Raw genomic sequence first — 7,019 nt, forward strand, 5'->3', positions numbered from 1 at the left:
TCATCGGCAACGGCATTACTCGGCCCTTGCCATAACTCCAACAACGTGAGGACGACATGATCCATCTGCCCGGCTTGACCTTTGACCATGGCGAAGACATCGCCGCGCTGCGCGAAACCGTACAGCAGTTTGCGCAGGCGGAAATCGCGCCGCGCGCCGCCGAAATCGACCGCACCGACCAGTTCCCGATGGACCTGTGGAAGAAGATGGGCGAACTCGGCCTGCTCGGCGTGACCGTCAGCGAAGAGTACGGCGGCACCGACATGGGCTACCTCGCGCACATCGTCGCGATGGAAGAAATCTCCCGCGCTTCCGCCTCGGTCGGCCTGTCCTACGGCGCGCACTCCAACCTGTGCGTGAACCAGATCAAGCGCAACGGCACCGAAGAGCAGAAGAAGAAATACCTGCCCAAGCTGATTTCCGGCGAACACGTCGGCGCGCTCGCGATGTCCGAGCCGAACGCCGGTTCCGACGTGGTCAGCATGCGCCTGCGCGCCGATTTCAAGGGTGACCGCTGGGTGCTCAACGGCAGCAAGATGTGGATCACCAACGGTCCGGATGCCGACACCCTGGTGGTGTATGCGAAGAACGACATCGAAGCCGGCCCGCGCGGCATGACCGCCTTCCTGGTCGAAAAGGGCTTCAAGGGATTCTCGGTCGCGCAAAAGCTGGACAAGCTCGGCATGCGCGGTTCGCACACCGGCGAACTGGTGTTCCAGGACTGCGAAGTGCCGGCAGAAAACGTGCTCGGCGGCCTCGGCAAGGGCGTCAACGTGCTGATGTCCGGCCTCGACTTCGAGCGCACCGTGCTGTCCGGCGGCCCGCTCGGCATCATGCAGGCTTGCATGGACGCGGTTGTCCCCTATGTCCACGACCGCAAGCAATTCGGCCAGCCGATCGGCGAATTCCAGCTGATGCAGGGCAAGCTCGCCGACATGTATTCCACAATGATGGCGTGCAAGGCCTATGTGTACGCTGTCGGCCAGGCCTGCGACCGCGCGAAGACGCCGGAACAGGTGCGTGCGCTGCGCAAGGATGCGGCCGGCGCGATCCTCTACTCCGCCGAGAAGGCGACCTGGATGGCCGGCGAGGCGATCCAGACGCTGGGCGGCAACGGCTACATCAACGAGTACCCGGTCGGCCGCCTGTGGCGCGACGCGAAGCTGTACGAGATCGGCGCCGGCACCAGTGAAATCCGCCGCATGCTGATCGGTCGCGAGCTGTTTGCAGAGACGAAGTAAAAAATAAAACAAGGCTGCCTTCCCCATGAAGGGGAAGGCGCTCAGTAGTCAAAGCATTGTTGGCGGAGACACCCATGCACGCCCCCGACCCCGAATACCGGCAAGTCATCGAATCCAGCTTCCGCGAAGCGGCGTTCCTCTCCGCGCTCGGCATCAAGCTCGTCGAGTGCGGACCCGGCTGGTGCGAATCATCCTTGCGCATCGAGCCGCGTCACCTGCAGCACACCGGCGTCATCCACGCCGGTGTGCAGGCGACTATTGCAGACCATACGGCAGGCGGGGCCGCCATGACAGTGACGGGTGCGGATGATTTCATCCTGACCTCCGAATTCAAGATCCACCTGTTGCGCGCCGGCGTGGGCGACGCGCTGCTCTGCCGCGCGCAGGTACTCAAGCCGGGCCGGGCCTTTCATGTCGTGGAAGCGGAAGTATTCGCACTGGCCGGCGACAAGAAGACATTGATCAGCAAGCTGACCGCCACCATGGCGGTCGTGTCCCGGAACAGGAACTAAGCGGACTGCCATGGCAGCTCTCCACATCACGACTCCCCTGCTGCGCCACGGCCCCCTCTCGGCCGCGCAGGACAGGACCGTCCTGCTGAAGATGGAGAACCTGCAGCCTTCCGGCTCCTTCAAGCTGCGCGGCATTGGCACGATGTGCCGCCGTGCGGCGGACAACGGCGCGACCCACTTCGTCTGTCCGTCCGGCGGCAACGCGGGATTTGCGGCGGCCGTCGCCGGCGCGGCGCTCGGCGTGCGCACCACCATCCTCGTGCCGCAGACCACGCATGAATCCGTGCGCGCGAAGATCCGCGACATCGGCGCGGAATGCATCGTGCACGGCAGCGTCTGGGACGAAACAAACGAAGAAGCCTTGCGCCTGTGCCAGGAACCCGGCGCGGTGTACATCCCGCCCTTCGACCATCCGGATATCTGGGACGGCAATGCGACCCTGATTGACGAAGCGGTACAGCAGGCGCATGAAGCCGGCACCGATTTTGATGCGGTCATCTGCTCGGTCGGCGGCGGCGGTTTGCTGTGCGGCGTGCTCGAAGGCCTGCACCGCAACGGCAAGGCGCATGTGCCGGTGATCGCGGTCGAAACCGAAGGCGCGGCATCGCTGAACGCCGCCATCCGCGCCGGCGAACTGGTCACCTTGCCGGCCATCACGTCGATTGCCACTACGCTCGGCGCCAAGCGCGTCGCGCAGCAGGCATTCGAGTGGTCGCACCGGCACGATGTACGCGGCGTGACCGTCACCGATGCAGAGGCCGTCGACGCCTGCCTGCGCTTTGCCGACGACCTGCGCACGCTCGTCGAACCGGCTTGCGGCGCGGCGCTCGCCGTTGCGTACCAGCAATTACCGGAGCTGAAAGAATTTCATGCGCCGCTGGTCGTTGTCTGCGGCGGCATCGGAGTGGATTTGGCTAAACTGGAGGCTTGGAAGAATCACTTCAAGCGATAAGCCATGCCCCAGACCACCTTCCCAAAACTCCTCCGTTCCCAGATCGCGTTCGACATCGCGCGCACCATCCTGGACGGCTTCGACAAGCACTACCGGCTGTTCCGTGAAGAGAGCCAGGCGGCCAAGCGCTACTTCGAAGCAGGAGACTGGAAAACCGCGCAGCGGAAGGCGCGCGAACGCATCGCCTTTTACGACACGCGCGTGCAGGAATGCGTGCAGATCCTGGAAGACGAATACGACCAGGAAGAGATCGGCGACGAGGTGTGGCGCGAGGTGAAGCTGCATTACATCGGCCTGCTCATCAACCACAAGCAGCCGGAGCTGGCCGAGACCTTCTTCAACTCGGTGTGCTGCAACATCCTGCACCGTTCGTACTACCACAACGACTTCATCTTCGTGCGGCCGGCGGTCTCCACCGAGTACATCGAGACCGACGAAATCCAGCCCACCTACCGCGTGTACTATCCGGCCAAGGACGGCCTGCACTACACGCTCAAGCGCATCGTCACCAACTTCCAGCTGGCGACGCCGTTCGCCGACCTCGACCGCGATGTCGGCTTCGTCGAAGCGCGCATGCGCGCGATGTTCGGCAGCGACCTGCTCGAACCCAACCACCAGATCCAGGTGCTGGCCTCGCTGTTCTACCGCAACAAGGGCGCCTACATCGTCGGCAAGGGCATCAACGGCAACCGCATCTATCCCTTCGTCGTGCCCATCCTGTACAACCGCAAGGGCCAGCTGGTGCTCGACACGGTGCTGTTCGATCCGACGCTGATCACGGTGCTGTTCTCGTTCACGCGCGCCTACTTCATGGTCGACATGGAAGTGCCGTCGGCCTATGTGCACTTCCTGCGCACGCTGATGCCCTACAAGCCGCGCAGCGAGATCTACACCATCCTCGGCCTGCAGAAGCTGGGCAAGGCGGCGTTCTACCGCGACTTCCTGCACCACCTGCGGCATTCGTCCGACTGCTTCGAAGCGGCGCCCGGCATCCGCGGCCTGGTGATGGTGGTGTTCGCGCTGCCATCCTTCCCGTATGTGTTCAAGGTCATCAAGGATTTCTTCCCGCCGCCGAAGGAAACCACCCGCGCCGTGGTCAAGGAAAAGTACCTGCTGGTGAAGAACCACGACCGTGTCGGCCGCATGGCGGATACGCTGGAATATTCCAACGTCGCCTTCCCGCGCGCACGCTTCTCGTCGGAACTGCTGGCCGAGCTGAAGGAAGTCGCGCCCTCCATCGTCGAGGAAGAGGGCGACGAGATCATCATCAAGCACCTGTACATCGAGCGCCGCATGATGCCGCTCAACCTCTTCCTCAGCGAGGCGGAACGGCGCGGTGACCATGCATCGGTCGAGCACGGCATGGTCGAGTACGGCAACGCGATCAAGGACCTGGTGGGCGTGAACATCTTCCCAGGCGACATGCTGTACAAGAACTTCGGCGTCACCAAGCATGGCCGCGTGGTGTTCTACGACTACGACGAGATCGAGTACATCACCGACTGCAACTTCCGCGAGATCCCGGCGCCGCGCAACGAAGAAGACGAGATGTCGAGCGAGCCGTGGTACCCGGTTGCGAAGAACGATGTTTTCCCCGAGCAGTTCGGCACCTTCCTGCTCGGCAATACGGAAGTCCGCAAGTACTTCCTCAAGCACCACGCCGACCTTCTGACGGCGAAATACTGGCAGAACGCCAAGCAGCGCATCCTCGACGGCCACATCGAGGACGTATTCCCGTATCCGCAGGAACTGCGCTTCAGCTACAAACCCCTTACCCCCGCGGCACAGGCCGCCTAGCAACCTACTGGAGATGAATGATGAGTGATCCTATTGTTATCGTTGGCGCCGCCCGTACCCCGATGGGCGCCTTCCAGGGTGATTTCTCCGCGCTGTCCGCGAGCGACCTGGGTGCAGTTGCAATCCGCGCCGCCGTCGAGCGCGCCGGCCTGGAACCGAAGCTCGTCAACGAAGTCCTGTTCGGCAACTGCCTGATGGCGGGCCAGGGCCAGGCGCCCGCGCGCCAGGCGGCGATCAAGGCCGGCATCCCGGTTTCCGCCGGTGCGGTCACGCTGTCGAAGATGTGCGGCTCGGCGATGAAGGCAGCGATGATCGGCTACGACTCCCTGCTCGCCGGCAGCAATGAAGTGGTGGTCGCGGGCGGCATGGAATCCATGACCAACGCCCCCTACCTGATCCCGAAGGCGCGCGGCGGCTACCGCATCGGCCACGCGATGATGTACGACCACATGATGCTCGACGGCCTGGAAGACGCCTATGAAAAGGGTCGCTCCATGGGCACCTTCGGCGAAGACTGCGCGGCCAAGTATTCGTTCACCCGCGAAGAGCAGGATGCGTACGCGATTGCATCGGTGCAGCGCGCGCAGGCAGCGACCAACGACGGCTCCTTCAAGTGGGAAATCGCACCGGTAACGGTATCCGGCAAGGGCGGCGATGTCGTGATCGACAAGGATGAAGGCCCGCTCAAGGCTCGCCTCGACAAGATCGCATCGCTCAAGCCGGCGTTCAAGAAGGACGGCACGATCACAGCCGCGTCATCGTCGTCGATCAATGACGGTGCCGCCGCACTGGTGATGATGCGCGAATCGACCGCGAAAAAGCTGGGCTGCAAGCCGATCGCCCGCGTGCTCGGCCACACCACCCATGCGCAGGAACCGAACTGGTTCAGCACCGCACCGATCGGCGCGATCGAAAAGCTGTACAAGAAGCTGAACCTGACCACCAAGGATGTGGATCTGTTCGAGATCAACGAGGCGTTCGCCGTCGTGCCGATGGCCGCCATGCGCGACCACGACATCCCGCACGACAAGATCAACGTCCACGGCGGCGCCTGCGCACTCGGCCATCCGATCGGCGCATCGGGTGCCCGCATCCTCGTCACGCTGATCGGCGCGCTGAAGAAGACCGGCGGCAAGCTGGGTGTGGCGTCGCTGTGTATTGGCGGCGGTGAAGGCACGGCGATGGCGATCGAACTCGTCTGATGCCTGGTTCCTCCCCTTCAAGGGGGAGGTTAGGAGGGGGATGGGTTTCTGTCGCAGTAGAACCCAATCCCTGCCCCAACCCTCTCCTTGAAGGGGAGGGCGATAAAGTCCAACCGTAGAAGATCATGCCCACCGCCCTCATCCTCGGCGCCTCGCGCGGTATCGGCCGCGAATTCGTGCGCCAGCTCATCGCCGCCAACTGGCGGGTGCTCGCCACGGCACGCGATGACGCATCCCTCGCCGACCTCCGCAGCGCCGGCGCGGAAGCGTACAAGCTCGACGTCGCCAATCCCGATTCGCTGGCCGGCCTCGGCTGGCAGCTCGATGGCGAAAAGCTTGACCTCGCCGTCTACGTCGCCGGCGTCTACGGCCCGCAAGGCCAGAGCCCGAAGGCGCCGCCGACCGCGCAGGATTTCGACAAGGTGATGCACACCAACGTGCTCGGCGCGATGCAGGTCATCCCGACCATCGCGCCGATGGTGGAAGCCGCGCAGGGCCGGTTCGCGTTCATCAGCAGCGGCATGGGCAGCATCGGCGAGACCGACACCAGCTACGGCTGGCTGTACCGCACCTCGAAGACGGCACTGAACATGGCGGTCAGGAGCGCGGCGCTCGATTACCCGTCCGCCACCTTCGTCCTCATGTGCCCCGGCTGGGTGCGGACCGACATGGGCGGACCGAATGCCACACTGGCCGTCGAAGACAGCGTGGGCGGATTGCTTAACGTGATCAACGGATTGAAACAGGAAGACAGCGGCACGTACCGCAATTACGCCGGCCGCACGCTGGCCTGGTAAAGGGGAGACATAAATGGTTTTATCGGAACAACACGAAATGATCCGCGATGCACTGCGCGCCTTTGCGCAGGAACGCCTCGCACCGAATGCAGCGCGCTGGGACAAGGAGCACCACTTCCCGAAGGATGAGCTGAAGGGACTGGCCGAACTCGGCGCCTTCGGCGTGGCGGTGCCGGAAGAACTCGGCGGCGCGGGACTGGATTACCTGTCGCTGTCGCTGGTGCTCGAGGAAATCGCGGCCGGGGACGGCGGCACCTCGACCGTCATCTCCGTCAACAACTGCCCGGTGTGCAGCATCGCGATGATGTACGCCAACGACGCGCAGAAGGAACAATGGCTCAAGCCGCTGGCACGCGGCGAAATGCTGGGCGCGTTCTGCCTCACCGAGCCGCACGTCGGCAGCGACGCGTCCGCGCTGCGCACCACCGCCACGCGCGACGGCGACCATTATGTGCTGAACGGCGTGAAGCAGTTCATCACCAGCGGCAAGTACGCCGATGTCGCGATCGTCATGGCGG

Annotated in this window: 7 protein-coding genes; all 7 read left to right on the plus strand. The window is 63.7% G+C overall.

What is annotated here, in order from left to right; genetic code table 11:
- Window positions 1-56: 56 nt before the first annotated feature.
- The gene (locus AYR66_RS18410) at window positions 57-1,241 is read left to right on the plus strand and encodes an isovaleryl-CoA dehydrogenase (RefSeq protein ID WP_088708714.1); all 1,185 of its coding nucleotides are present in this window, start codon (window positions 57-59) and stop codon (window positions 1,239-1,241) included.
- 74 nt (window positions 1,242-1,315) lie between these two features.
- Window positions 1,316-1,753: a PaaI family thioesterase gene (locus AYR66_RS18415; RefSeq protein ID WP_088708715.1), complete on the plus strand. Its 438-nt coding sequence runs from the start codon at window positions 1,316-1,318 to the stop codon at window positions 1,751-1,753.
- A 10-nt stretch (window positions 1,754-1,763) separates the two neighbouring features.
- Window positions 1,764-2,705 carry a pyridoxal-phosphate dependent enzyme gene (locus AYR66_RS18420; protein ID WP_088708716.1) on the plus strand — a complete coding sequence of 314 codons (942 nt, stop codon included), beginning with the start codon at window positions 1,764-1,766 and terminating at the stop codon, window positions 2,703-2,705.
- 3 nt (window positions 2,706-2,708) lie between these two features.
- A complete protein-coding gene (gene aceK, locus AYR66_RS18425) occupies window positions 2,709-4,502 on the plus strand; it encodes a bifunctional isocitrate dehydrogenase kinase/phosphatase (protein ID WP_088708717.1) in 1,794 nt (597 codons plus the stop codon).
- Window positions 4,503-4,522: 20 nt separating this feature from the next.
- Window positions 4,523-5,704, plus strand: a complete 1,182-nt coding sequence (locus tag AYR66_RS18430; protein ID WP_088708718.1) for an acetyl-CoA C-acetyltransferase — start codon at window positions 4,523-4,525, stop codon at window positions 5,702-5,704.
- A 125-nt stretch (window positions 5,705-5,829) separates the two neighbouring features.
- Window positions 5,830-6,501 carry an SDR family oxidoreductase gene (locus AYR66_RS18435; protein ID WP_088708719.1) on the plus strand — a complete coding sequence of 224 codons (672 nt, stop codon included), beginning with the start codon at window positions 5,830-5,832 and terminating at the stop codon, window positions 6,499-6,501.
- Window positions 6,502-6,514: 13 nt separating this feature from the next.
- Window positions 6,515-7,019 (plus strand): acyl-CoA dehydrogenase family protein (locus AYR66_RS18440; protein ID WP_170942324.1); only part of this gene is annotated, 505 nt, incomplete at its 3' end.

Source organism: Noviherbaspirillum denitrificans (genome assembly GCF_002211445.1).
GTDB lineage: Bacteria > Pseudomonadota > Gammaproteobacteria > Burkholderiales > Burkholderiaceae_D > Noviherbaspirillum > Noviherbaspirillum denitrificans.